At 54.7% G+C, this 25595-nt stretch carries 27 protein-coding genes; 6 read left to right on the forward strand and 21 right to left on the reverse strand.

Going from position 1 to position 25595, the window contains the following annotated elements; all coding sequences use genetic code 11:
• The 8 genes from fabF to yceD form a co-directional block, all read right to left on the reverse strand.
• Positions 1 to 1242: a beta-ketoacyl-ACP synthase II gene (gene fabF / locus V5P19_RS08270; protein WP_334402007.1), complete on the reverse strand. Its 1242-nt coding sequence runs from the start codon at positions 1240 to 1242 to the stop codon at positions 1 to 3.
• Between the two features lie 92 nt (positions 1243 to 1334).
• Positions 1335 to 1571 carry an acyl carrier protein gene (acpP, locus tag V5P19_RS08275; RefSeq protein WP_003857954.1) on the reverse strand — a complete coding sequence of 79 codons (237 nt, stop codon included), beginning with the start codon at positions 1569 to 1571 and terminating at the stop codon, positions 1335 to 1337.
• A 154-nt stretch (positions 1572 to 1725) separates the two neighbouring features.
• On the reverse strand, positions 1726 to 2460 hold the full coding sequence (fabG, locus tag V5P19_RS08280) for a 3-oxoacyl-ACP reductase FabG (protein WP_334402009.1): 735 nt from the start codon (positions 2458 to 2460) through the stop codon (positions 1726 to 1728).
• Positions 2461 to 2472: 12 nt separating this feature from the next.
• A complete protein-coding gene (gene fabD / locus V5P19_RS08285) occupies positions 2473 to 3402 on the reverse strand; it encodes an ACP S-malonyltransferase (RefSeq protein WP_334402011.1) in 930 nt (309 codons plus the stop codon).
• 15 nt (positions 3403 to 3417) lie between these two features.
• On the reverse strand, positions 3418 to 4371 hold the full coding sequence (locus tag V5P19_RS08290; RefSeq protein WP_334402013.1) for a beta-ketoacyl-ACP synthase III: 954 nt from the start codon (positions 4369 to 4371) through the stop codon (positions 3418 to 3420).
• Between the two features lie 6 nt (positions 4372 to 4377).
• Complete coding sequence (gene plsX, locus V5P19_RS08295; protein ID WP_334402015.1) at positions 4378 to 5412, reverse strand: phosphate acyltransferase PlsX; 1035 nt, start codon at positions 5410 to 5412, stop codon at positions 4378 to 4380.
• A gap of 82 nt (positions 5413 to 5494) precedes the next feature.
• Positions 5495 to 5668: a 50S ribosomal protein L32 gene (gene rpmF, locus V5P19_RS08300; protein WP_003857964.1), complete on the reverse strand. Its 174-nt coding sequence runs from the start codon at positions 5666 to 5668 to the stop codon at positions 5495 to 5497.
• 16 nt (positions 5669 to 5684) lie between these two features.
• Positions 5685 to 6206, reverse strand: coding sequence for a 23S rRNA accumulation protein YceD (gene yceD / locus V5P19_RS08305; RefSeq protein ID WP_334402018.1), 522 nt, complete (start codon positions 6204 to 6206; stop codon positions 5685 to 5687).
• Positions 6207 to 6346: 140 nt separating this feature from the next.
• On the opposite strand from yceD, the gene V5P19_RS08310 reads away from it, so the two are divergent.
• Positions 6347 to 6931 carry a nucleoside triphosphate pyrophosphatase gene (locus tag V5P19_RS08310; protein WP_334402021.1) on the forward strand — a complete coding sequence of 195 codons (585 nt, stop codon included), beginning with the start codon at positions 6347 to 6349 and terminating at the stop codon, positions 6929 to 6931.
• A 105-nt stretch (positions 6932 to 7036) separates the two neighbouring features.
• Here the strand turns inward: V5P19_RS08310 and rluC are convergent, their stop codons facing one another.
• Positions 7037 to 7984: a 23S rRNA pseudouridine(955/2504/2580) synthase RluC gene (gene rluC, locus V5P19_RS08315; RefSeq protein WP_334402023.1), complete on the reverse strand. Its 948-nt coding sequence runs from the start codon at positions 7982 to 7984 to the stop codon at positions 7037 to 7039.
• A gap of 572 nt (positions 7985 to 8556) precedes the next feature.
• Here rluC and rne point away from each other — a divergent pair.
• Positions 8557 to 11697 (forward strand): ribonuclease E, encoded by a 3141-nt coding sequence (gene rne, locus V5P19_RS08320; protein WP_334402025.1) that lies wholly within the window; start codon positions 8557 to 8559, stop codon positions 11695 to 11697.
• Positions 11698 to 11737: 40 nt separating this feature from the next.
• On the opposite strand, the gene V5P19_RS08325 is transcribed toward rne, so the two are convergent.
• Entirely contained in the window at positions 11738 to 12676 is a 939-nt protein-coding gene (locus tag V5P19_RS08325; protein ID WP_334402027.1) for a LysR family transcriptional regulator, read from the reverse strand.
• Between the two features lie 109 nt (positions 12677 to 12785).
• Here V5P19_RS08325 and V5P19_RS08330 point away from each other — a divergent pair, with 109 nt between their 5' ends.
• Positions 12786 to 14000, forward strand: coding sequence for an MFS transporter (locus V5P19_RS08330; protein ID WP_334402029.1), 1215 nt, complete (start codon positions 12786 to 12788; stop codon positions 13998 to 14000).
• Between the two features lie 75 nt (positions 14001 to 14075).
• On the opposite strand, the gene flgL is transcribed toward V5P19_RS08330, so the two are convergent.
• The 11 genes from flgL to flgB all read right to left on the reverse strand — a co-directional run bounded on the left by flgL (position 14076) and on the right by flgB (position 23931).
• Positions 14076 to 15029 (reverse strand): flagellar hook-associated protein FlgL, encoded by a 954-nt coding sequence (gene flgL, locus V5P19_RS08335; RefSeq protein ID WP_334402031.1) that lies wholly within the window; start codon positions 15027 to 15029, stop codon positions 14076 to 14078.
• Between the two features lie 15 nt (positions 15030 to 15044).
• A complete protein-coding gene (gene flgK, locus V5P19_RS08340; RefSeq protein ID WP_334402033.1) occupies positions 15045 to 16685 on the reverse strand; it encodes a flagellar hook-associated protein FlgK in 1641 nt (546 codons plus the stop codon).
• Between the two features lie 75 nt (positions 16686 to 16760).
• The gene (gene flgJ / locus V5P19_RS08345; protein ID WP_334402035.1) at positions 16761 to 17714 is read right to left on the reverse strand and encodes a flagellar assembly peptidoglycan hydrolase FlgJ; all 954 of its coding nucleotides are present in this window, start codon (positions 17712 to 17714) and stop codon (positions 16761 to 16763) included.
• On the reverse strand, positions 17714 to 18811 hold the full coding sequence (locus tag V5P19_RS08350) for a flagellar basal body P-ring protein FlgI (protein WP_334402037.1): 1098 nt from the start codon (positions 18809 to 18811) through the stop codon (positions 17714 to 17716). Before V5P19_RS08350 ends, flgJ begins: the two co-directional genes overlap by 1 nt.
• Before the next feature lie 12 nt (positions 18812 to 18823).
• The gene (gene flgH, locus V5P19_RS08355) at positions 18824 to 19522 is read right to left on the reverse strand and encodes a flagellar basal body L-ring protein FlgH (protein WP_334402039.1); all 699 of its coding nucleotides are present in this window, start codon (positions 19520 to 19522) and stop codon (positions 18824 to 18826) included.
• A gap of 57 nt (positions 19523 to 19579) precedes the next feature.
• The gene (flgG, locus tag V5P19_RS08360; RefSeq protein WP_000625853.1) at positions 19580 to 20362 is read right to left on the reverse strand and encodes a flagellar basal-body rod protein FlgG; all 783 of its coding nucleotides are present in this window, start codon (positions 20360 to 20362) and stop codon (positions 19580 to 19582) included.
• 11 nt (positions 20363 to 20373) lie between these two features.
• On the reverse strand, positions 20374 to 21129 hold the full coding sequence (locus V5P19_RS08365; RefSeq protein WP_334402040.1) for a flagellar basal body rod protein FlgF: 756 nt from the start codon (positions 21127 to 21129) through the stop codon (positions 20374 to 20376).
• A gap of 20 nt (positions 21130 to 21149) precedes the next feature.
• Positions 21150 to 22358 carry a flagellar hook protein FlgE gene (gene flgE / locus V5P19_RS08370; protein ID WP_334402042.1) on the reverse strand — a complete coding sequence of 403 codons (1209 nt, stop codon included), beginning with the start codon at positions 22356 to 22358 and terminating at the stop codon, positions 21150 to 21152.
• Positions 22359 to 22384: 26 nt separating this feature from the next.
• Complete coding sequence (gene flgD / locus V5P19_RS08375; RefSeq protein ID WP_334402044.1) at positions 22385 to 23095, reverse strand: flagellar hook assembly protein FlgD; 711 nt, start codon at positions 23093 to 23095, stop codon at positions 22385 to 22387.
• An 11-nt stretch (positions 23096 to 23106) separates the two neighbouring features.
• Positions 23107 to 23511 (reverse strand): flagellar basal body rod protein FlgC, encoded by a 405-nt coding sequence (gene flgC / locus V5P19_RS08380; protein WP_126543700.1) that lies wholly within the window; start codon positions 23509 to 23511, stop codon positions 23107 to 23109.
• Between the two features lie 3 nt (positions 23512 to 23514).
• The gene (gene flgB, locus V5P19_RS08385) at positions 23515 to 23931 is read right to left on the reverse strand and encodes a flagellar basal body rod protein FlgB (RefSeq protein ID WP_334402050.1); all 417 of its coding nucleotides are present in this window, start codon (positions 23929 to 23931) and stop codon (positions 23515 to 23517) included.
• Positions 23932 to 24088: 157 nt separating this feature from the next.
• Between flgB and flgA the strand changes: the two genes are divergently transcribed.
• From flgA to flgN, 3 genes are all read left to right on the forward strand, one after another.
• Positions 24089 to 24748, forward strand: coding sequence for a flagellar basal body P-ring formation chaperone FlgA (gene flgA, locus V5P19_RS08390; RefSeq protein WP_334402052.1), 660 nt, complete (start codon positions 24089 to 24091; stop codon positions 24746 to 24748).
• A 93-nt stretch (positions 24749 to 24841) separates the two neighbouring features.
• Positions 24842 to 25135 (forward strand): flagellar biosynthesis anti-sigma factor FlgM, encoded by a 294-nt coding sequence (gene flgM, locus V5P19_RS08395; protein WP_334402054.1) that lies wholly within the window; start codon positions 24842 to 24844, stop codon positions 25133 to 25135.
• A gap of 4 nt (positions 25136 to 25139) precedes the next feature.
• Entirely contained in the window at positions 25140 to 25565 is a 426-nt protein-coding gene (gene flgN / locus V5P19_RS08400) for a flagella biosynthesis chaperone FlgN (protein ID WP_334402056.1), read from the forward strand.
• Positions 25566 to 25595: the final 30 nt, after the last annotated feature.

The following is a 25595-nucleotide window of genomic DNA, read 5'->3' on the forward strand; positions in this document are numbered from 1 at the left end:
TTAAACCTTTTTGAAGATCAGGGAGCCGTTGGTACCACCAAAGCCAAAGGAGTTACACAGGGTATACTCCATATCACTCACCTGACGCGCTTCATGAGGAACGAAGTCCAGATCGCAACCTTCATCCGGGTTATCCAGGTTGATGGTTGGTGGCACAGCCTGATCGCGCAGCGCAAGGATAGAGTAGATAGATTCTACTGCTCCCGCCGCACCCAACAGATGACCGGTCATGGATTTCGTTGAGCTAACCATTACGCGACGAGCAGATTCGCCGAAGATTGACTTAACAGCCTGAGCTTCTGCTTTATCGCCCGCAGGGGTAGAGGTACCGTGCGCGTTAACGTAGCCAATCTGTGCAGGGGTAATGCCCGCATCACGAATTGCGTTTGCCATCGCCAGTGCTGCACCTGCACCGTTTTCTGGTGGAGACGTCATGTGATAAGCATCGCTACTCATACCAAAGCCAACGACTTCAGCATAAATTTTCGCGCCACGTTTTTTCGCGTGTTCGTACTCTTCCAGCACGACCATGCCCGCACCATCGCCCAGGACGAAACCATCACGGTCTTTATCCCACGGACGGCTTGCCGCCTGAGGGTTATCGTTACGGGTAGACAACGCACGTGCCGCGCCAAAACCACCCACACCCAGCGGGGTACTGGCTTTTTCAGCGCCACCTGCAACCATAGCATCCGCATCGCCGTACGCGATCATACGCGCGGCCTGGCCGATGTTATGCACGCCGGACGTACATGCGGTAGCAATAGAAATGCTTGGCCCACGCAGGCCGAACATAATGGTCAGATGACCTGCCACCATGTTGACAATCGTGGACGGGACGAAGAACGGGCTGATTTTACGCGGGCCGCCATTCACCAGAGATGTATGGTTTTCCTCAATCAGGCCAAGACCACCAATACCGGAGCCGATAGCGGCGCCAATACGGGTTGCGTTCTCTTCCGTAATCTCAAGGCCAGAATCCTGCATGGCCTGAATGCCAGCGACAATTCCATATTGAATGAAGGCATCCATCTTGCGCTGTTCTTTGCGCGAGATAAATTCTTCACAGTTAAAATCCTTTACTAAGCCAGCAAATTTCGTTGCGTAGGCGCTAGTATCGAAATGGTCGATTAGGCTGATGCCGCTCTGACCGGCAAGGAGAGCTTTCCAGGTGGACTCTACGGTATTGCCGACAGGAGACAACATGCCAAGTCCGGTCACAACTACACGACGCTTAGACACGTTTGTCCTCCAGGGAGGGAAAAATAAAAGAGATTCGTGGGACTAAAAAAGATAAAACTCAGGCGGTCGAATGACCGCCTGGAGATGTTCACTTACGCCTGGTGACCGTTGATGTAATCAATGGCAGCCTGAACGGTGGTGATTTTCTCAGCTTCTTCGTCCGGAATCTCAGTATCAAACTCTTCTTCCAGAGCCATTACCAGCTCAACGGTGTCAAGAGAATCTGCGCCCAGGTCTTCAACGAAGGAAGCGGAGTTCACAACTTCTTCCTGCTTAACGCCCAGCTGTTCGCCGATAATTTTCTTAACGCGTTCTTCGATAGTGCTCATACTCTTAAATTTCCTATCAAAACTCGCTTTCGCGATGGTTTTCGTAGTGTATAAAATGTTGAAAAATTTGCAACTAAATCCCGGCAGTTCTTACCACGATTTTACGTTATTTTGAGGCCATTCGCCCTAATAACGCAAATATTTTTCATCGTGATTAAACCATGTACATCCCGCCGTTGACGTGGAGGGTCTCACCAGTGATGTAACCCGCTTCGTCAGAGGCTAAAAATGCAACCGCACTGGCAATTTCTTTAGGGTCGCCAAGACGGCCCGCAGGAACAGCTGCCAGCGTACCCGCACGCTGATCATCAGTCAGCGCACGCGTCATGTCCGTTTCAATAAAACCCGGAGCAACAACGTTTACAGTAATACCGCGGGACGCGACTTCACGCGCCAGCGACTTACTGAAACCGATCAGACCCGCTTTCGCCGCAGCGTAGTTAGCCTGACCAGCATTTCCCATGGTACCAACCACGGAACCAACAGTGATAATACGACCATGACGCTTTTTCATCATAGCGCGCATTACCGCTTTTGACAGACGGAATACAGATGACAGGTTGGTTTCGATAATATCGTTCCACTCGTCGTCTTTCATTCGCATCAGCAGGTTATCACGAGTGATCCCGGCATTATTTACCAGAATATCCACTTCGCCAAACTCTGCGCGAATATTTTCCAGAACAGATTCGATAGATGCAGGTTCGGTCACATTCAATACCAGACCTTTACCGTTCGCACCCAAATAGTCGCTGATGGCCTGAGCGCCGCTCTCGCTGGTCGCTGTACCAATCACCTTCGCGCCGCGCGCAACCAGTGTTTCAGCAATTGCGCGCCCGATACCGCGGCTTGCGCCGGTGACCAGGGCGATTTTTCCTTCAAAACTCATGGTATTCCTCATTTATTGCGAGAGTGCCGCTGACATCGCTTCCGGCTCGTTAATCGCCGAAGCAGTCAGGGTGTCAACAATACGTTTTGTCAGACCGGTGAGGACCTTACCAGGACCGACTTCATACAGATGCTCAACGCCCTGTGACGCCATAAACTCAACGGTTTTGGTCCACTGTACCGGGCTGTAAAGCTGGCGAATCAGCGCGTTACGGATTGCATCCGGTGCAGTTTCGCATTTCACATCGACGTTATTCACAACGGAAATCGTCGGTGCGTTAAAGGTAATTTTTTCCAGCTCCACCGCCAGTTTGTCGGCTGCTGGCTTCATCAGCGCACAGTGAGACGGTACGCTCACCGGCAGCGGCAGCGCACGTTTGGCGCCCGCAGCTTTACAGGCGGCACCCGCACGTTCAACCGCTTCTTTATGACCCGCAATAACCACCTGGCCCGGCGAGTTGAAGTTTACCGGAGAAACCACCTGGCCTTCAGCGGACTCTTCACACGCTTTTGCAATGGAGGCATCGTCAAGGCCGATGATGGCAGACATGCCACCCGTGCCTTCAGGCACCGCTTCCTGCATGAATTTACCGCGCAGTTCGACCAGGCGTACTGCATCAGCAAACGCAATGACGCCTGCACACACCAGCGCAGAGTATTCACCCAAGCTGTGACCCGCAAGCAGCGCTGGCGCTTTACCGCCCTGCTGCTGCCATACGCGCCATAGCGCAACGGACGCGGTCAGCAGTGCTGGCTGAGTCTGCCAGGTTTTGTTCAGTTCTTCAGCCGGTCCCTGTTGGGTCAGCGCCCACAGATCATAACCCAGTGCATCAGAAGCTTCACGGAAAGTGTCTTCGATAACCGGGTAGTTTGCTGCCATTTCAGACAACATCCCAACGGCTTGAGAACCCTGTCCCGGGAACACAAAAGCAAATTGCGTCATTTTTTTATCCTTATACTAGAAACGAACCAGCGCGGAACCCCAGGTGAACCCGCCACCGAAGGCTTCAAGCAAGACCAACTGGCCCCGTTTAATTCGTCCATCACGTACCGCTTCGTCAAATGCGCACGGTACCGATGCCGCAGAGGTGTTGCCGTGACGATCCAGCGTCACCACAACGTTATCCATTGACATGCCGAGTTTTTTAGCCGTCGCGCTGATAATACGCAGGTTCGCCTGATGCGGGACCAGCCAGTCGAGCGCGGAGCGCTCAAGGTTATTCGCTTCCAGCGTTTCGTCGACAATGTGCGCAAGCTCGGTCACCGCCACCTTAAACACCTCATTACCTGCCATTGTCAGGTGAATGGAGTTCTCTGGATTCACGCGATCGGCGTTTGGCAGCGTCAGCAGTTCACCGTAACTCCCGTCAGCATGCAGATGCGTCGAGATGATACCCGGTTCTTCGGACTGACCCAGCAGCACTGCGCCCGCACCATCACCAAAAATAATGATCGTACCGCGATCGGTTGGATCGCAGGTTCTTGCCAGCACGTCAGCACCGATCACCAGAGCATACTTCACGGCGCCGGATTTAACATACTGATCGGCTACGCTCAACGCATACGTAAAACCCGCGCAGGCAGCAGCAACGTCAAATGCCGGGCAGCCTTTAATGCCAAGCATATTCTGCACCTGGCACGCTGCACTCGGGAAAGCATGCGTCGCAGACGTCGTGGCAACCACGATTAAACCAATCTGCTCTTTATCGATGCCCGCCATGTCGATCGCACGCTGTGCGGCTTCGTAGCCCATGGTGGACACGGTTTCATCTGGCGCGGCAATACGGCGTTCACGGATACCTGTGCGCGTGACAATCCACTCGTCAGACGTATCTACCATTTTTTCCAGATCGGCGTTGGTACGCACTTGTTTTGGCAGGTAGCTGCCGGTACCTAAAATCTTCGTATACATGTACGCTCAGTCACTTTTAGCTAATACAGATTCCAGGCGAGCGGCAATCCGCTGAGGGACTTGTCGCTGCACCGCCTGCACTGCCTGTTCAATCGCGACAGAGAATGCTCGCTGATTGGCGGCTCCATGACTCTTAATCACGATGCCGCGCAATCCTAACAGACAGGCGCCATTATACTGGTCGGGGTTGAGGTGACTGAATCGCCGCGTCAGGCTTTTTTGTAACCAACGCTTTAATAAAATGAGCCACCAGGATTTTTTTTGACCCTCTCCCTGCGATTTGAGCAGAGAAAGGAACATCCTCACCACCCCTTCCATGGTCTTCAACGTTACGTTTCCGGTGAAGCCATCACATACCAGGACATCCGTTTTACCCGTCAGCAACTCATTGGCTTCGAGATAACCAATATAGTTGATGGACGGTACCTGCTTGAGTATTTCCGCAGCGTCGCGGATACTGTCCAGGCCTTTCGTCTCTTCTTCACCAATATTCAGTAACGCAACACGGGGATTGTTGATCCCGACCACGTCTTCTGCCAGCACCGACCCCATCACGGCAAACTGAGCCAGCATTGTACTATCACAATCAACGTTAGCGCCCAAATCGAGCACGACCGTTTTGCCCTTTTGCTGATGCGGGAGTACCGTCACCAGCGCCGGACGCTCAATGCCTTCAATAGGCTTGAGCAGTAATTTCGACAGCCCCATCAGCGCACCGGTATTTCCTGCGCTGACGCAAGCCTGCGCTCGCCCTTCTTTCACCAGCTCCAGCGCCACGCGCATTGAGCTGCCACGGCTATTACGAATAGCCTGCGATGGCCGGGCATCACTGGCAATAACTGACTGTGCAGGGATAATCTGCAGACGTGAACGTTGTTCGAAGTCAGCTTTTGCAAGTAATGGCGTGATTGTGTCGGGATTGCCGACTAAAAGAAGTGTGAGTTGCGAATTAGAATTCAGTGCCTGCAATGCTGCAGGCACTGTCACGGAAGGGCCAAAATCTCCCCCCATGACATCTAACGCCAGGGTTAGACGTGTCAAGGTTTCGTCACAGCCTGGTTTGGTAAATTCCCCCGCTTGCACGGGGAAATTCCTCACTAAGCTTAATCACGCTTGCGCGTGATTACTTAGTGATGACCTTGCGGCCGCGGTAGAAACCGTCAGCAGTGATGTGGTGACGCAGGTGTTTCTCACCAGAAGTCTTATCTACAGACAGGCTGGTAACTGCAGTCAGCGCGTCATGGGAACGACGCATGCCACGTTTGGAACGGGTTGGTTTATTCTGTTGTACGGCCATGGACCTTACTCCTCAATTACTTACGCTTTAAGCTGGCTAATACGGCAAATGGATTTGGTTTTTGCGCTTCATCAGGCAGTTCCCCAAAGACCATGTCCGCCTCGGACACTTCACAGTGTTCAGAATCATGCACCGGAACGACTGGCAAGGTGAGGATGATTTCATCTTCAACCAGCGCCAGAAGATCGATTTCACCGAATTCGTTAACCTCAATCGGCTCATACGCTTCCGGGAGTGCTTCAGCCTGTTCGTCAGAACGAACCGGACTGAAACAATACGTTGTGTGAACATGCTGTACAAACGGTTTCCCGCAACGCTGACATTCGAGCGTTACCGTTACCTTTGCATCACCGGTTATAACGGCGAGGCGCTGGTTGTCGATAGCGAACGACATGGAGCATTCTACATCACTGTCCACACTGACTACGGATTCGGCAATACGCTCTGCCTGATCGGAAGAATAGATTCCTTCGTAATCAAGGCGTTTTTGAGCCGTACGAACCGGATCAAGAGTCAGGGGTAATTTTACCTTTTGCATAGGGCGCGCATATTAACTTTGTAACGTCATAGAGTCAAAGAAAAAGGCAACCATAGCTGCCTTTTGCCAATTATTCGCACACATTGCGGCCTGTAGTTTAAAATGGCTGGCATCGATACGCTATATCTGGTGATAAAAATATGCCAAATCTTGTTCTCGCCTCCACCTCACCCTACCGTCGAATGTTGCTGGAAAAGCTTGGGATCCCGTTTGAGTGTGCCGCTCCGGACGTCGACGAAACACCGCTGCCGGGCGAATCCCCGCGTCATCTGGTCACCCGTCTTGCCCAGAAGAAAGCACAATCGTTTGCCGAACGTTATCCTGCACATCTGATTATAGGCTCCGATCAGGTTTGCGTACTGAACGGAGAAATTACCGGCAAGCCGCATACCGAAGAGAAAGCCTGTCAGCAACTGATGCTGGCACGCGGCAGTATCGTCACCTTTTATACCGGGCTGGCACTCTATAATTCGGCTTCTGGGCACCTTCAAACCGAATGCGAACCTTTCGACGTGCACTTTCGCCACCTCAGCGAGCAAGAGATTGCTGACTATGTGCGCCGCGAGCGTCCGCTGAACTGTGCGGGCAGTTTTAAAAGTGAGGGGCTTGGGATTGCACTGTTTGAAAAACTGGACGGTCGTGACCCTAACACGCTTGTTGGGCTGCCGCTTATTGCCCTGTGCCAGATGTTAAGGCGCGAAGAGTATAATCCGCTAACGGCGTGATGGGACCGTTGCAGCCTGATGCCCTCTCCAACACGTAGAGAGGGCAAACATTAAAAACGGCAACAAACGCTGCCGCTTAACGTTTACTCTACTCACGGCACAGGTTTAACCGCGCAGAACCTTCAGGCAGCGTTTCAGCTGCTCATCCATAGGCGCTTCAATACGAATCACGTCACCCGTGTTCGGATGAGTAAACGTCAGCGCTGCCGCATGCAGGAAGAGACGCGACAGCCCCGTGCCCGCCAGCTGCTTATCAAACTCCCTGTCGCCATAACGGTCATCAAACGCAATCGGGTGCCCGGCAAACTGGGTATGCACACGGATCTGGTGGGTACGGCCTGTTACCGGACTACAGCGCACCAGCGTGGCAAATTCATAGCGCTCTTCTACTTTAAATCGGGTTTCAGAAGGTTTACCTTCCTGATTGACTCGTACAATTCGCTCGCCGCTTTGCAAAATATTTTTCAGCAGCGGTGCCTGTACCACCTTTACGTGGGACTGCCACTGACCGCGCACCAGCGCGAGATAATCTTTCTGCATCCCTTTTTCGCGCAATTGCTCGTGCAGAGAACGCAGCGCGGAACGCTTTTTCGCCACCAGCAAGACGCCGGAGGTATCGCGGTCAAGACGGTGCACCAGTTCAAGGAAGCGCGCTTCCGGACGCAGCGCGCGCAAGCCTTCAATCACACCAAAGCTCAGACCGCTACCGCCATGTACGGCGGTGCCCGACGGCTTATTCAGCACCAGAATATAATCATCTTCATAGAGGATAACGTCGTTCAGGGCCGCCACTTTCTGAAGCTTAGGCGATACCACTTCCTCTTCACGCTCGGCGACACGAACCGGTGGAATACGCACTTCATCACCGGCTTCGAGTTTGTACTCAGGTTTCACGCGTTTTTTGTTAACCCGCACCTCGCCTTTACGCAAGATGCGATAAATCATACTCTTTGGCACACCTTTCAACTGGGTACGCAAAAAGTTATCGATGCGTTGCCCCGCGTAGTCGTCCGCGATAGCAACCATTTTTACGACTGGAGTCTCTGTTTTCATGGTTGGCGATTCTAAATATCGTCAAGCATTAGCGCCACTCATTTTTCTATGCTTATATTTACTTTTATCCGGCATACCTTCCGTTTCACGCAATCGATTTGGTGGTTATTAAACCAATCACCACCTTGAAGTGAAGAAACTGTGAGTAACCGGGTGATAATTGGTAAAAGTCATCTTGCTATAACCCGGTGAGCAGTGGAATAATGAATCCGTATTCCGCGTCAAATCCGGGTTTTGTAAGGATGTCGACGGAATGACCAATTTTGTCTGACCGATCATCAACGCAGCAATGGCGTAAGACGTATTGATCTTTCAGGCAGTTAGCGGGCTGCGGGTTGCAGTACTTCCCGGTATAAGGATTGTTCTCTGGAGAGTTTTACCCAGGCAATTCCCCTGATAATTGCGCTGTGTTTCCGTATGAAATACAGGCAACCGACACTCTGCGCCTCTTAAGCGAGCGACAACCGTGAGGTTGGCGACGTGAATAGACACGAGGCCATCGGTTCATACCCCGGAAAGCGTCACCTTGCCCGCAGCTTTGTCGTCAATGTAAGAATAACGAGTAAGTTACGATGAAAAGAATGTTAATCAACGCAACTCAGCAAGAAGAGTTGCGTGTCGCCCTTGTGGATGGGCAGCGCCTGTACGATCTGGATATCGAAAGTCCTGGACACGAACAGAAAAAAGCGAACATTTACAAAGGTAAAATCACCCGCATTGAACCAAGCCTTGAAGCTGCATTTGTCGATTACGGTGCTGAGCGTCACGGTTTCCTCCCTCTGAAAGAAATCGCCCGCGAATATTTCCCTGCAAACTACAACTCCCATGGCCGTCCGAACATCAAAGATGTTCTTCGCGAAGGTCAGGAAGTTATCGTACAGATTGATAAAGAAGAGCGTGGCAACAAAGGTGCCGCGCTGACTACCTTTATCAGCCTGGCGGGAAGCTATCTGGTTCTGATGCCAAACAACCCGCGTGCGGGTGGGATCTCTCGCCGTATCGAAGGTGATGACCGTACCGAGCTGAAAGAAGCGCTGGCAAGTCTTGAGTTACCGGATGGCATGGGTCTTATCGTGCGTACCGCCGGCGTGGGAAAATCTGCCGAAGCGCTGCAGTGGGATTTAGGCTTCCGTCTGAAGCACTGGGAAGCTATCCAGAAAGCAGCAGAAAGCCGCCCTGCTCCGTTCCTGATTCACCAGGAAAGCAACGTTATCGTACGTGCCTTCCGCGACTATCTTCGTCAGGACATTGGCGAAATTCTGATTGATAACCCGAAAGTGCTTGAGCTGGCGCGCCAGCACATCGCTGCGCTGGGTCGTCCAGATTTCACCAGTAAAATTAAGCTGTACACCGGTGAAATCCCGCTGTTCAGCCATTATCAGATTGAATCCCAGATTGAGTCCGCCTTCCAGCGTGAAGTGCGCCTGCCCTCCGGTGGTTCTATCGTTATTGATACCACAGAAGCGTTGACCGCTATCGATATCAACTCCGCACGTGCAACGCGCGGTGGCGATATCGAAGAGACGGCGTTCAACACTAACCTTGAAGCCGCTGATGAGATAGCCCGCCAGCTCCGTCTGCGCGACCTGGGTGGTCTGATTGTTATCGACTTCATCGACATGACGCCTGTACGTCACCAGCGTGCGGTTGAAAACCGTCTGCGTGAAGCGGTACGTCAGGACAGAGCACGTATCCAGATCAGCCATATTTCTCGCTTTGGCCTGCTGGAGATGTCCCGTCAACGTCTTAGCCCGTCCCTGGGTGAATCCAGCCATCATGTCTGCCCGCGCTGTTCCGGTACCGGTACCGTCCGTGACAACGAATCTCTGTCCCTCTCCATTCTGCGTCTGATTGAAGAAGAAGCGCTGAAGGAGAACACCAAAGAAGTTCACGCCATTGTTCCGGTGCCTGTTGCGTCTTACCTGCTGAACGAAAAACGTGAAGCGGTGAGCGCCATTGAAGCACGTCAGGGCGGTGTTCGCTGCATCATCGTGCCAAACGACCAGATGCAAACCCCGCATTACCACGTTCTGCGCGTGCGCAAGGGCGAAGAGACCAGTACGCTCAGCTACCTGCTGCCGAAACTGCATGAAGAAGAATTGGCGCTGCCATCCGATGAAGAGCCAGCCGAGCGCAAACTGCCAGAGCAGCCAGCGTTAGCGACCTTCATCATGCCAGAAGCGCCGCCAGAATCTGCGCTGGAAAAACCAGCTGTTCAACCTGCGATCCAGAAACCTGCACCGGAAGTGGCGAAGGCCCAGCCGGAACAGCCTGGTCTCCTGAGCCGTTTCTTCGGCGCGCTGAAGAAAATGTTTGCTGGTGAAGACGTGCAGCCGGAGCAGCCTAAAGAAGCACCGAAAGAAGCTAAGCCAGAACGTCAGCAGGATCGTCGTAAGCGTCAGAACAATCGCCGTGATCGTAATGACCGTGGCGACCGTAACGACCGTGGCGATCGTAACGAGCGCCGTGACAACCGTTCTGACAACAGCGAAGGCCGTGAGCAACGCGAAGACAACCGTCGCAACCGTCGTGAAAAACAACAGCCAAACGTTGAAGATCGCGATGTTCGTCAGCAGGCGGGCGATGAGTCTGACAAGAGCAAACAGCGTGACGAGCAGCAGCCTCGCCGTGAGCGCAGCCGTCGTCGCAACGACGAGAAGCGTCAAGCGCAGCAGGAAGTAAAAAGCCTGAACCGCGAAGAGCCTGTTGAGCAGCAAGATACTGAGCAGGAAGAACGTACTCAGGTCATGCCACGCCGTAAGCAGCGTCAGCTGTCTCAGAAAGTGCGTTTTGGTACGCCGCCGGCAGAAGAGACCATCATCATCCCTGCAGACGTTATCGAAACCGCGCCAAATACCCAACTGGCAAAAGTTGATCTGCCTGCTGTGGTAGAGAACAGCGTTGAGCAGGAAGAAAACAGCGAAGGCCGTGACAACGCCGGCATGCCGCGTCGTTCACGTCGTTCTCCGCGTCACCTGCGCGTTAGCGGTCAGCGTCGTCGCCGTTACCGTGATGAGCGTTATCCGACCCAGTCTCCAATGCCGTTAACCGTGGCGTGCGCGTCTCCGGAAATGGCATCCGGTAAAGTCTGGATCCGCTACCCGGTGGCTCGCCCGGAGCAGGCTGTTGAAGAACAGGTTGTGACAGAAGAGGTGATTGCACCAGTAGCTGCAGTTGAAAACGTGGTTACTGAAGCAGCGACGGTGGTTGAACCACAAGCAGTAGACGCTGAAGCACCGCACGCTGTTGAAGTGGAAACAACCCATCCTGAAGTGATTGCCGCGCCGGTTGAAGCCGCACCGCAGCTTATTGCTGAAGAAGACGCCGTAGTGGCTGAAGAGGTTGCAGCCGAAGTTCAACCTGCCGCTCCGGTTGAAGAAACCGCAGAAGCAGTCGTTGAAACCGTTGCGGCCGAGGTGGTTCCGGAAGTCGAAATCGACGTTGAACCTGTTCGCGAAGCTGCTGAAGTAAACGCGCCAGAAGTAAAAGCGCCAGAGGTGAAACCAGAAGCGGTTGTTGCCGCTCCGACACCTGCTCATGTGGCGACTGCACCAATGACGCGCGCGCCTGCGCCTGACTATGTGGCAGAAACACCGCGTCAAAGTGACTGGGTTCGCCCTTCATTCAACTTTGATGGCAAAGGCTCCGCTGGCGGACACAGTGCAACGCATCAGGCGACTGCCCCTGCTACCCGCCCGCAGTCTGGCGAATAAGGTAGCATGATGTAAAAAGCCGACCTCAGGGTCGGCTTTTTTATTGCCCGTTTGCCGGTTTTCGCATTCCAGCGATATCTGGCATCACCTGCTTCATCATCTCCAGAAAATGCCGCAAGCGTGCGGGGTAATATCGCGACCACGGATACACCAGATGAACGGGCAGCGCAGACGGCTGCCATTCCGGTAACAGGTGGACTAAACGCCCTTCCCGTATATCGTCCATTACCGTCCAACTTGATACCACGGCCACGCCCAAACCTGTCAAGGCGGTATTTCGCGCCACGTACAGACTGTCGGTACTCAACCTTGGCGTAAAGGCGATGCGTTGCGGCTGCATCGAGCTGCCATCATACAAATCCACATGCCGCTGATAAAACGTGCTGATGGCAATCCAGGGAAGAGCCTGTAAATCGTCCGGCGTGTTAACAGAAGGAAAATGGGTCAGCAATGCCGGAGAGGCCACCACCGATCGCGGTACCTCCGCCAGCTGCACGGATACCGTCGCCGGATCAACGTCTGCGCCCACGCGAATGGCACAGTCCAGGTTGTCGCTCAGAAAATCGACCGACTTATCGTTAAGCATCCATTCAACAGACAGCTGCGGATAACGCTGTAAAAAATCCGTCAGCGGTTTCAGAAGCTGCTCCTGACCAAAAGCATGCGGTGCGCGAACCCGTAATACGCCAACGGGCTCATCCTCTGCCTGCCCCACCTCATCCTCCAGCGCCAGCCAGCTATCAATCACCCGACGGGCATGCTGATAACACCGCTCGCCGTCGTCAGTGAGCTTCGTCGCATGGGTTGTACGCAACAGCAAGCGCGCCCCCAGCAGGGTTTCCAGCGACTGTAGACGACGGCTTACCGTAGCCTGCGTGGTGGAGAGCTGCCGCGCCGCGGCAGAGAGCGAACCGGTTTCCACTATGCGAACGAAGGTGCGCATCAGCTCCACCCTATCTATACGTTCAACTCGTTTCATATTTTTACTGCTCATACACCCAACGTATAAGCGTTTTACCACCGGGCCGTCTACCGCCGCAAGCGGTGTTGATTAAAAATAGCCGCACACAATGACTGAGGAACGTCTTATGAACACAACAACTGCTCCCCACACCGTAAGCCGCTGGGTGATTTTCATGCTGGCCCTAGGGGCTGGCTTCAGCGTAGCATCTATCTATTACGCGCAGCCGCTGCTGCCGCTGATGGGGGCCGATCTCCATCTCAGCATCGAAGGTATGGGGCTTGTTCCGACGCTGACCCAGGCGGGCTATGCCCTCGGAATCCTCTTCCTGTTGCCGCTTGGCGATCGCCATGACCGCAGAACGCTGATCCTGATAAAAAGTGCTGCGCTGGCGCTGTTCCTGCTGGGCTGTAGCCTGACCGGGCAACTTCATTCATTGCTGCTGGCAAGCCTGCTGATCGGCATCGCCGCCACCATGGCGCAAGACATCGTTCCCGCAGCGGCGATCCTCGCCCCGGAAGGAAAACAGGGTAAAACCGTTGGGACCGTGATGACGGGCTTGCTGCTGGGAATATTGCTGTCGAGAACCGTCAGCGGCGTGGTCGGCGAAGCCTTTGGCTGGCGTGTGATGTACCAGCTGGCTGCCGCAAGCATTGCGTTTGTGGGCGCGGTGATGTGGGCAGTGCTTCCCCGCTTCGCCATTCACTCAACGCTGAGTTATCCCGCGCTGATGCGCTCCATGGAGCACCTGTGGCGTCGTTATCCGGCACTGCGCCGTGCGGCACTGGCCCAAGGTTTTTTATCAATTGCCTTTAGCGCCTTCTGGTCAACGCTGGCGGTCATGCTGCTGGAACGCTATCACCTGGGGAGTGCAGTGGCGGGTGGTTTTGGTATCGCAGGTGCTGCAGGTGCTTTAGCCGCACCGCTGGCGGGCGGTCTGGCGGATAAACTGGGCGCGGGGAAAGTCACCCAGCTGGGGGCCGCCCTTGTGACCGCGTCGTTTGCCCTGATGTTCCTGATGCCTGCGCTCGGCACGCACGGGCAACTGCTCCTGATAGCGCTTTCTGCCGTTGGGTTTGACCTGGGTCTGCAGTCAAGTCTGGTGGCACATCAGAATCTGGTATATAGCCTCGAACCACAGGCTCGTGGACGGCTGAACGCATTGCTGTTCACGGTGGTCTTTATCGGCATGGCGCTGGGTTCGGTCCTCGGAACAAATATCTATACCCTGGCGGGTTGGACGGGTGTGGTGGCTCTGGCGACGGTATGCGGTGCAGTAGCCCTGGCGATTCGCCTGATTGAGAGCGCCCGCGTGACGTCGACATCAGCAGACATCGTGTAAAAAAATGCCCACTCCAGACGGAGTGGGCAGTAAAAACATGCCCAGTTTCAAGACATGCTCTAAGAGGTCGAGGTATTATTTGTTTAACTGGAACAGCGACATGCCCTGCATATCGCTGAAGGCTTTATAAGACGCCTGCAACGCGGCCTGCTGCATAGAATAAGAGGAGATGACGGCGTTCCAGTCAACATCGACCAGGTCACTCATCTGCTGCTTTTGCCCCAGTGCACGGTCATCACCCAACGAATCCAGCTTGCCCAGTTCATCCAGTTTAATACCCAGGTCGGCACGCACCGTCAGGACGTTATTCAGCGAATTGCTCAGACCACGATTGGTTTTATCCATGGCGGCGGTAAACGCGTCTGCTTTCGTCTGGTCACCTTCCACTGGCACATTCAGCGCGGCAATCGCTGAATCCAGGATCTTAAACAGGTTGGTTTCCGGTGCACTACCGTCCGGCTCCGGTTTAGCATTACTGGTGAAGGTATCGAATACTTCCGCACCCGTGTGGCTGATCTGCATGGTACGCGCGGAGTCGACCTGCTGGCTGATGGGCGTAGAGCCGCCTTTATAGTCACCCGTCGTCTGGTCGAAGGCCTCTGCTTCCGTTTTGTAACCTGCAAAGATAGAACGACCATTACCGTCGGTACTGTTTGCCAGGTTCATCAGCTGATCGCGAATACCCTGAAGGTTCGTGGCCAGCGAAGCACGGTCATCATCACTCAAGGTTCCGTTACCGGCATTCACCACCTTTTCCTGAGCGCTGATGATCGCCGTCGTCACCTGCTGGAGAACGTTCTCTTCCAGAGATACTTTGGTGGTGGCGAAGGAACGAGCCAGTGCGTACTGGGTGTTCTGCGTCTGTGCCTGGGAGAGCACAACGGCCTGAGAAGCAGCAATCGGGTCGTCAGAGGGGCGGTTTACGCGCTTGCCGGTTGACATCTGCTCGCCATAGCCAAGCCAAAGGCTTTGCGAGTTTGTCACGCCGCGCATGCTCTGCTCATACATCATTTGAGTACTAATACGCATTTTTTAACCCCGGCCTTAGCGAATGTTGATCAACGCATCAAACAGCGTACTCGCCGTCTGCAGTACCTGCGCATTTGCCAGGTAATACTGCTGATAGCGCTGCAGGTTGCCGTACTCTTCATCCAGGTTAACCCCAGAAATCGACTGCTGCTGCTTGGTCAGTTGCGTGACCACGTTATCTTTGGTGGCACTGCTGCTTTTCAGGGATGCCGTGGTACTTCCCACCGTACTGACCAGTGAAGCATACGCATCGTTAAAGGTTTTGTTATTGCCTACCAGCTTAGCGCTCTGCAGATCCAGCAGTTTTTGGCCGTTGGTGTTGTCGCTATCACCGCTGTCGCTGGCGGAGGCCATAGCCAGTTTAGACTCATCGCTGATCGCGACGTCCATATTCATAATCACGTCATTCACCGGCTTGACGATGAAGCTGTCTTTCTGGTTAGCCGCGCCGGTGATATTAACGTTCAGGCCGTCGAAAGACAGGTTGCCGGTGCCATCCGGCGTGGCCGTAAAGCTGGTTTTGTCTGACAGACGCGTGACCGTCCAGTTGGTGCCGTTGTATTCCACTTTATAATTGGTCGCCTGCACCGCAGAACTGTCTGTCACGCTGGCCGTCACCGAAGCGCTACCGGTGTTTTTGCTGTTGCTCAGCACCGACGGCAGACCAAAATCGAACAACTTACCGCCCGCATCGCCGTTGGCATCGAATCCGGCTTCATGTTGCGTGTTCATCGCGTCAGCAAACGCCAGCGCCATCTGGTTAAGGGTGTTACGTGCTTTATCCAGATCTTCAGAGCGGAAGGTCAGCAATCCGCCAAGGGAACCCGAGGTGATTTGCTTTTCCGGAATTTCAATGTTTCCAGAAGCGGTATCCACGAAGGCGATCGTGGTGCGTGACGGATCGGCACTGGATTTCACCGCAGCCAGCTGGCTGGCTGTGCTGCCCTGAACCAGGGTGTAACCGTTGGCGAAAGAGATGTTGTATGTACCGCTGTCCTGCACAGCCACCTCGACACCCACAATCTTATTGAGATCGCTCACCAGCTGATCGCGCTGATCGAGCAATTCATTCGGAGATGAGCCCGCACCAACGCCCGTCAGACGGGAAATCTGATCGTTAAGGTTAGCGATTTGCTTCGCATAGCTGTTGATCTGATCGACACTGGTCGAAATCGCGGTATTCACCTGCGCATCCTGGTCGCGAAGATATTGATCGTTAGTTTTAAACTGGTTTACCAGGCCATCGGCTTTACCGATCACCGTCTGGCGCGCAGCCGGATCTTCCGCGTTGCTCACCAGCGTTTGCAGACTCTTAAAGAAATCCTGCAGGGTGGTGGACAGCGAGTTAGTGGTATCCGAAAGCACGTCGTCAATTTTTGACATCTGCTGATAGCGGGTCGTCAGGCCACTGCTCTGCGTCTGCGCGGCGCGCAGCTGGTTAGTTATGAAAGCATCATACTCACGCTGTACACCGGAGACATAAACCCCGTTACCCACCCAGCCACCGCCAGTTAAGGTACTATTGGAGGCACCCAGTACGGTCGTCTGGCGGGTATAACCTGCAACGTTATAGCTTGAAATATTATTACTGACGGTATTGAGTGCCGACTGCGCAGCACTGAGGCCACTCATGGCACTGTTAATCAAACTGGACATGGGGGTTCCTTTTATACGTTCAGACACGAGTCCTGATGAAGGTTATCGGCAGCCTCCACCGGGACTTGAGAACTTTCAGAACAGATTTTCGAGATCTGTGCTATAGGCTTTGCTGACCTTCTCACCCATTGATTTCAGCTGCTGAATCATGCTGGTGAGCTTGCGGGCATAGTTAGGATCGGTGGCATAACCGGCATTCTGCAACGCCTGTGCCCCCTGCTCCGGCGTTGCCGCCTGGGTCACGGCGGTATACCGCGGATTTCGACTCAACAGACCGACATAGTCGGACAACGCTTCAAGATAAGAGCTGTAAACGCGGAACTTCGCTTTTACCTTCACTGCCGCACCGTTTTCGTACTCGGTGGTGGTGATCTCGGTGGCCGGCCCCTTCCAACTGGAGGTGGCCTTCACGCCAAAGATGTTAAAGCTCGGTTCACCGTTTTCCTTACGAATCTGCCGCTGGCCCCAGCCCGACTCGAGCGCGGCCTGCGCCAGGATCAGGTGATGCGGCACGCCGCTCTGCTCGCTGGCGAGGCGTGCAGGCAGAGAAAGCTGCGCAAGGAAGTCTTTACTGTCCCCTGAGAGCGGCTCGTCGCGGGTCTCTGACGGCTGTGGTATCGCCTTACGCACCATCTGCGTGAGCGCCTGGTTTTGATAACGGGTCTCCGTTTGCAGGTCAAACTTCAGCGGCACCTGCTGCGGCGGGTCCTCTGGCGGGCTACCCTGCGCGGCGGCGGTCTGCTTAACAATCATGTCGGCCAGACCTAAACCTTTACCGGCGGTCATCTGCTGTGCAATCTGCTGGTCATACATGCTGGTGTACAGCCGTGTCGAATCGCTGCTAAACATCCCGTCTTTCGGCAGGGCTTCACGCATGCTCTTCAACATCATCTGCACAAACATCCCTTCCACCTGACGGGCAACCGGACGGATATTCGCCGCCGGGTCTTTGCCTGCTTTGGTTTTCAGATCGTTGAGCGACTGGGCATCCCAGGCCGCACTGGTCAGCAGTTTGCTATCGGTCAGCATTAGATGATTTCCAGTTTGGCGCGCAGGCAGCCTGCACTTTGCATCGATTGCAGAATGGACATCAGATCCATCGGCGTTGCGCCCAGGGCATTCAGGGCGCGAACCACGCTGTTCAGATTAGCGCTGGCACGCACGCTCTGCAGCGAGCCGCCGCTCTGGCGCAGATCAATCTGCGTTTGCGGCGTCACCACCGTCTGACCGCCACCAAATGGCGTGTCCGGCTGGCTGACATTGGCGGAGCGATTTACCGTAACTGACAGGTTACCCTGCGCCACGGCACAGCTGTCCAGCGACACTTCTCTGTTCATGACTACCGAACCAGTACGGGAGTTGATGATCACTTTGGCATCCTGAAGCGGGACGTTCACTTCCATATTCTGGATATCGGCCAGCATGCGCACCTGGTTGCTGCTTCCCGTGGAGGTTCGGATTTGTACCGTACGGGCATCCAGCGCCGTGGCGCTGCCGTAACCACGGCTACGGTTGATGGTGTCCGCAATCTGCTGCGCCATCGTGAAGTCTTCATTATTAAGCTGCAGGTTTATGGTGTTTCCCGCGCCGAACTGGGTCGGCAGCTCACGTTCAACGATCGCCCCGTTAGTAATACGCCCACCGTTCAACTGGTTCACCTGAACGCTGCTTCCGCCAGCCGATGCACCCGCACCGCCCACCAGAATATTCCCCTGCGCCAGCGCGTAGACCTGGCTATCAACACCTTTCAGCGGCGTCATCAGCAGCGTACCGCCGCGCAGGCTTTTGGCGTTACCCATTGATGAAACCACCACGTCGATAGTTTGCCCCTGACGGGCGAATGCCGGGAAAGAGGCGGTAACCATGACCGCGGCCACGTTTTTCAACTGCATGTTGGTACCAGCCGGTACGGTAATACCGAGCTGGGAAAGCATGTTATTTAAGCTCTGGGTGGTAAATGGCGTCTGGGTAGTTTGGTCACCCGTGCCATCCAGACCGACGACCAGACCATAGCCAATCAGGGAGTTTTCACGTACGCCCTGAACGCTGGTGAGATCGCGGATCCGGTCAGCCTGAGCAAACGTTGCCATCAGCGCCAGCGCCACTGCGAAGATCGATTTAAACATGGGTCACCTCGCTTACATCGGCGATAAGTTAAGGAAGAAACGTTGCAGCCAACCCATATTTTGCGCTTCGTTGATGTAGCCGTTACCGACGTACTCAATGCGCGCATCCGCCACCTGGGTGGACGGAACGGTGTTGGTGCCGCTGATGGTGCGAGGGTTAACCACACCGGAGAAGCGGATGAACTCAGTGCCCTGATTTATGGCGATCTGTTTTTCACCCACAACATGCAAATTGCCGTTAACCAGCACCTGGTCAACCGTTACCGTCAGCGTACCGCTGAAGGTGTTGCTGGCGTTCGCGCCACCTTTCCCGTTAAAGGTATTGCCGCCAGACGCATTGACATCCGCACGGGCATTGCCGAACAGGCCTTCAAGATAACGAGGCACGGTATCGAAGCCAAAATTGGTTTTGCCATCGCGGCTGGCATTCGCCGACGAGCTCTTGCTCGCGCTGACGTTTTCTTGCAGCACAATGGTCAGCGTATCGCCGACGTTACGTGGGCGACGGTCTTCAAACAGCGGCTGATAGCCATAGTTGATCGGCTGCGCCGTCTGGAAAATTGAGCCGTTCACCACAGGCGCGGGGCCGGGAACGGGTTGGGCGGTCGTCGCACCCTCGACCAATGGTTTAGACGGGATCCAGGCACACCCGCTGAGGGTAACGGCCAGAACAGTCAGTATCGGATAACGAAACGCCGCGTGTTTTTGCATTGCCTTCATCTTCGGAAACAGGGAGCCGGCGCGGCTTGAACCGCACCGGGCTACACCTTAGAGTTGCGTCAGTTTCTGCAGCATCTGGTCGGTCGTCGACACTGCTTTACTGTTAATTTCATACGCGCGCTGAACCTGGATCATATTCACCAGCTCTTCTGCAACGTTTACGTTCGAGGTTTCGACATAGCCCTGGTACAACAGACCCGCACCGTTCAGGCCCGGCGTACTTTCATTTGGCGTACCGGAAGACTGCGTTTCGGTGTAAAGGTTCTCACCAATGCTTTCCAGACCGGTATCGTTCATGAACGTCGTCAGGTTCAACTGCCCAACCTGAACAGGCGCTGCCTGGCCCTGCTGGGTGACGCTGACGATGCCATCGCGCCCGATAGTGATGCTCAGGGCATTCGCCGGGATGGTGATCGCAGGCTGAACCTGGAAACCGCCCGCCGTCACCAGCTGACCATTCTGATCCACCTGGAAAGACCCGTCGCGGGTATAGGCGGAAGTGCCGTCAGGTAACTGCACCTGGAAGAAGCCCTGCCCTTTGATAGCGACGTCTTTACTGTTGTTGGTTTGAGACAGGTTGCCCTGGCTGTGCAAACGCTCAGTCGCCACCGGACGAACGCCGGTACCAATCTGCAGACCCGACGGCAGCGTCGTTTGCTCAGAAGACTGCGCACCCGGCTGACGAATGGTTTGATAAAGCAAATCTTCGAATACGGCGCGCTGACGCTTGAAACCATTGGTGCTAACGTTTGCCAGGTTGTTGGCGATAACGTCCATGTTGGTTTGCTGCGCGTCCAGGCCGGTTTTCGCGATCCATAAAGAACTGATCATAAGGAGTCCTGTTAACTCATAGCCAGAAGTTGATTAGCTTTGCCCGCGTTTTCATCCACGCTGCTGATAATCTTCATCTGCATTTCAAAACGGCGGGCGCTGGCGATCATGTCGGTCATGGCTTCAACCGGTTTGACGTTACTGCCTTCCAGAACGCCGGACATTACGCGAATGCTCGGGTCGGCCTGCAGCGTGGTGCCGCGCGTGGCCTGAGCTGCCGGAGTCAGACGGAACATCCCGTCATCGCCGCGCAACACCTCTTTGCCTTCCGCTTTCACCAGCTTTAGACGTCCGACAGGCGCAACGGTGTTGGCCGGATCGCCCGGGTTCAATGCAGAGAGGGTGCCGTCCGCGGCGATCGTCAGCTCCGATCCTTCCGGTACCGTGAGCGGGCCAGCTTCACCCATCACCGGGTGTCCCTGAATCGTCAACTGCCCGGTCGCATCCACCTGAATATTACCGTTGCGGGTATACCCTTCACTGCCGTCAGCGGTTTGCACCGCCAGCCATCCGTCCTGCTGCAGGGCCACATCCAGCGGACGCGAGGTATAATCCATCTGGCCTGGCGTCATGTCGGCGCCAGGCGTTGATGCCGTCACCAGCGTACGCGTTGGCAGGGAAAGCCCTTCTACCGGTACCGCACGCAGCGCATTAAGCTGAGCACGGAAGCCTGGCGTAGAGGCGTTTGCCAGGTTGCTGGCCGTAACCGCCTGCTGATTGAGCGTCTGGCTTGCCGCGCCCATCGCGGTATATATTGCGTGATCCATTGCGCCTTCCTGTCAGCCGCTTAACGCAGGTTAACCAGCGTGTTGAGGATCTGATCCTGGGTTTTGATGGTCTGCGCGTTCGACTGATAGTTACGTTGCGCGACGATCATGTTCACCAGCTCTTTACTCAGATCGACGTTTGAGGCTTCCAGCGCCCCGTTGGTCAGCGTCCCGAAGTTACCGGAGCCGGCAGTGCCCAACAGCGCCACGCCGGAGGACTGTGTGGCAGACCAGACGTTATCGCCTTCCGATTTCAAACCTTCGTTGTTCGCGAAGTTCGCCATCACGATCTGACCCAGAACCTGAGTCTGTTCGTTGGAGTAATTGCCCACAACAGTACCGTCGTCGTTGATCTGATAGCTCACCAGATCGCCAGGTTTGAAACCATTCTGGCTGGTCGCAACAATGTTGTTCGCACCGGTGTTCTGCTGCATGGAGTTCGCAAAACTCATCGCAAAGGTGGCTGCCGTCGCACCAGGCACTACCGCGGTAGTAATGTTGACGTTTGCGCCGCCGGTCAGAATACCGTTGCTATTGAAGGTCAGCGTCGTAGCCAGAGAGGGGGTACTCCCCGCCACGCTCCCGTCCTGGGCATAGACTTTCCAGGAGTTAGCAGGCGTGGCATCTTTGACGTAAAACAGGTTCATGTTGTGCGCATTACCCTGGCTATCAAAGACGGTCACAGTGCCTTTTTTGTTGTAGGAATCCGGGTTAGCCGGATCGAAGGCGGTTGTTGGAGCGGTATCGGTGGAGTTCAGGTTAATTTGCTGAGAAGCCGTGGTGGTGGACTTCGCTGCCATTAGCGTGGTCGGGATATTAATCGCCTGTGGGTTCGCGCCGGTCTGAACCGTTGATGGCGTCCCGGCAACCGGATAACCGGTTAACTGCAGGCCCTGCATGTTGACCAGATTACGGTTCTCGTCCAGCTTAAACTGGCCGTTACGGCTGTAAAACACAGAGCCGTTGGCATCGACCATACGGAAGAAACCGTTCTGGCTAATGGCAACGTCCAGTCCACGACCGGTGTTGGTGGTGGTACCGTCGGTAAAGTCCTGAGTGATGCCCGCGACTTTAACGCCCAGGCCGACTTTGGAACCGGCAAACATATCTGCAAAGGAAGCAGAACCGGATTTAAAACCATAGGTCGCGGAGTTGGCGATGTTATTGCCAATGACGTCCAGGTTGGTGGCCGCAGCATTCAGACCGCTGACCGCTTGAGAAAAGGCCATGACTTACTCCTGATAAGTGTAAAGGCTTAGATAATCTGCCGAACTTCGTCGAGCGTGGTGGTACCCGAGGTACCCAAATCCAGTTTGTTGCCATCACTACCTTTAATGACGCCCTGAACCAGCGCAAACTGCAGCGGTTGAGCCACCAGCTGGGTCGTGCCATTGCTGGCGCTAATCGCAACCTTGTAGGAACCGTTTGGTGCTTTTGTCCCGTCCGTCAGACTGCCATCCCAGGTAAAGGTATGAACGCCCGCTTTCAGTTCGCCGATATCAATAGTGCGTACCACTGCTCCGGTAGAATCGGTGATCGTCGCGGTCACTTTGTCAGCAGGCTGCTGCAACTCAACGCCAAACGGCGTGGTGGTGGTAGATGATGTGCCATCAGTGGTGCTGGTACCGGCCAGGATCGTGGTGCCTGGGATCATGACCCCATGACCAATCAGATTCGCGGCCTGCAGGGACTGACTGTTGTCAATCTGCCCAGAAACGGAGCCAAGGGTGGTATTGAGTTTTTCAATGCCGCTCACGGTGCTGATCTGCGCAAGCTGTGTGGTCAGTTCGTTGTTCTGCATTGGGTTGGTCGGATCCTGGTTCTTCAACTGCGCCACCAGCAGCGTCAGAAAGCTGCTCTGAAGATCGGAGGCGTTACTCCCCGTCAGGGCGTTGGAACCTGTCGAACTTTGGGTGTTACCGACACCCGTGTTTGTTGGATCATTCACATTTACGGCGATGGACATGCATGTCTCCTTTACTGGCCGAGAGTGAGTGTTTTGAGCATCATGCTCTTCACGGTATTCAGCACTTCGACGTTTGCCTGGTAGCTACGCGAGGCTGACATGGAGTTCACCATTTCACCCACCACATCCACGTTCGGCATTTTGACGTAACCGCTGGCGTCCGCGAGCGGGTTGCCGGGCTCGTACACCAGCTTGTCAGGTGCCTGGCTCTCCACTACGTCAGACACTTTCACGCCGCCCGTCGCCGCACCTGGCGCAGCATCAACCTGAAAGATCACCTGTTTTGCCTTGTACGGCTGTCCGTCAGGTCCGGTCACGCTGTCGGCGTTGGCCAGGTTACTGGCTGCCACGTTCAGACGTTTGGACTGTGCCGTTAACGCAGAACCGGCGATATCAAAAATATTCAGCAAAGCCATTGATTAGTTGCCCCCCTGCAGGACGGTCATCATGCCTTTAATTTGTCCACCGAGTAGGGTCAGGCCCGTCTGGTACTGCAGGCTGTTATCGGCAAACTGCGTACGTTCCCGGTCCATGTCGACGGTGTTGCCGTCCAGAGAAGGCTGATCGGGAATGCGGTAAAGTAAGTCGGTCGCGGGTGCGGTCATCGCCTGAGCGGGAATATGGCGTGATGATGTCATTGCCAGTGCGACCCCCGTCCCCTCTGCACGTCCACGCTCCATCACCTTTTTGAGTTCACTGGAGAAATCAATATCGCGCGCCTGATACCCCGGGGTATCCGCGTTAGCGATGTTGGCGGCTAAAATCTCCTGCCGCTGGGCGCGCAAATTGAGCGCTTCCTGCTGAAAACGTAACGCGGCGTCGAGTTTATCGAGCATGTCTCCTCCGCTGATGGCAAAATTTCAGTTCACAGCTTAAATCTCACCCCGTCTCCCCTATCGACGGAATAAGCGCAAAATGCGTCGCTATTTATTGCGTTGATGGAAAACCACTGCGGGTAGAATCCTTCCAACTCTGAAAATGGTGGAACCTGTGATGCGGACAATAAAACGTGGACTGGCAGCAACCTTGTTACTCTTAAGTCCTCTGGTACAGGCTGGGGATTTACAGGAACAGCTGACCACCTTTTTTGCCCAGCAGCTGGCGGGCTTTAGCGATGAGGTGAGCGTCACCGTACGCACGCCGTCCAATCTCTACCCTTCCTGCGAGCAGCCTTCACTGAGCGTGACCGGCACGACAAAGCTGTGGGGAAACGTCAACGTTTTGGCGCGTTGCCCAAATGAAAAACGTTATTTACAGGTTGCAGTCCAGGCGACGGGAAATTATGTTGTTGCGTCCGCGCCTATCGCCCGTGGCAGCGTACTGCAGGCTAACAGCGTGACGCTAAAACGTGGCCGACTGGACCAGCTACCTCCGCGAACAATGCTGGATATTAACCAGGCGCAGGAGGCAGTCAGCCTGCGTGATGTTGCGCCAGGCCAGGCGATCCAGCTCTCGATGCTGCGTCAGGCATGGCGGGTAAAAGCGGGTCAGCAGGTGATGGTAGTCGCCAACGGAGATGGCTTTAGTATCAACAGCGAAGGGAAGGCATTAAACAATGCCGCAGTAGCGCAAAATGCCCGGGTCAGGATGTCTTCAGGTCAGGTGGTTAGCGGGACCGTCGATTCTGATGGGAAAATTCTGATTAACCTATAATCTTTTTAAAGATTTCGCGGCGGCTGCCGATAAATAATCAACAAATGATGATGTCAGGCGCAAACGCCGCGAACCCTCGATGAGGACAACACTATGAGCATTGATCGTACATCAGCCCTGAAGCCGGTTAGCACTGTACAACCTCGCGAAACGAATGACGCTACGCCACAGAAAACGCGTCTGGAAAAACCGTCAACGGCGAACAGCACCAGCGTGACCCTGAGCGATGCCCAGGCCAAACTGATGCAGCCGGGCAGCAGCGATATCAACATGGAACGTGTTGAAGCGCTGAAAACCGCGATTCGGAATGGCGAGTTGAAAATGGATACCAGCAAAATTGCTGACGCGCTGATTCAGGACGCACAGAGCTTCTTGCAGAGTAACTAACCCAATGAGTCGACTGTCAGAAATACTGGATCACATGACGGTTGTCCTGAACGACCTGAAAACGGTCATGGATGCCGAACAGCAGCACCTGTCTTCGGGTCAAATCAACGGCAGCGCGTTGCAGCGCATTACGGAAGACAAAAGTTCGCTGCTGGCGACGCTGGATTACCTTGAGCAACAGCGTCGCGCTGAGCAGGATCCTAAGCGCAGCGCTAATGATGATATCGTTGAACGCTGGCAGACAATTACAGAAAAAACCCAGCACCTGCGCGATCTCAACCAGCATAACGGCTGGCTGCTTGAAGGACAGATCGAGCGCAATCAGCAGGCGCTAGAGGTATTAAAACCGCATAAAGAACCCGGGCTGTACGGTGCGAATGGCCAACCCTCTTCGGCACGTATTTCTGGCGGGAAAAAGATTTCGATTTGAAGCAGCAGCGACAAATCTTGCAGGGGGGAG

The sequence above is a fragment of the Enterobacter sp. UNJFSC 003 genome (genome assembly GCF_036903355.1).
Taxonomy (GTDB): Bacteria; Pseudomonadota; Gammaproteobacteria; order Enterobacterales; family Enterobacteriaceae; genus Enterobacter.